Raw genomic sequence first — 252 nt, 5'->3', positions numbered from 1 at the left:
GTCCAGGGCTCCCCGGATATCCAGCTGCAGGAAGGTCGGTGCCAGCGACGGCGGCATGGAGACCAGGCCGCCGAAGGCGCTGACGCCCAGGGCGATGGCGATCACGGTGACCACCAGGATGCCGATCAGCACCGCGCCGGTGACCTTGCGCGCCTCGAGTACGACGATAAGGAAGAAGCCGAGGATGGCCAGCAGCGGACCGGGTTTGGACAGGTCGCCCAGGCCCACCAGGGTCGCCGGATTACCCACCAC

General features: G+C 68.3%; 1 pseudogene. It reads right to left on the bottom strand.

From position 1 onward, the window contains the following. Window positions 1-252, bottom strand: a pseudogene (locus HWD97_RS24390) (NCS2 family permease); the annotation flags it as partial.

The sequence above is a fragment of the Ochrobactrum sp. C6C9 genome, from assembly GCF_022627935.1.
Taxonomy (GTDB): Bacteria; Pseudomonadota; Alphaproteobacteria; order Rhizobiales; family Rhizobiaceae; genus Brucella; species Brucella teleogrylli.
This window is presented reverse-complemented; position numbering and strand designations above follow the sequence as displayed.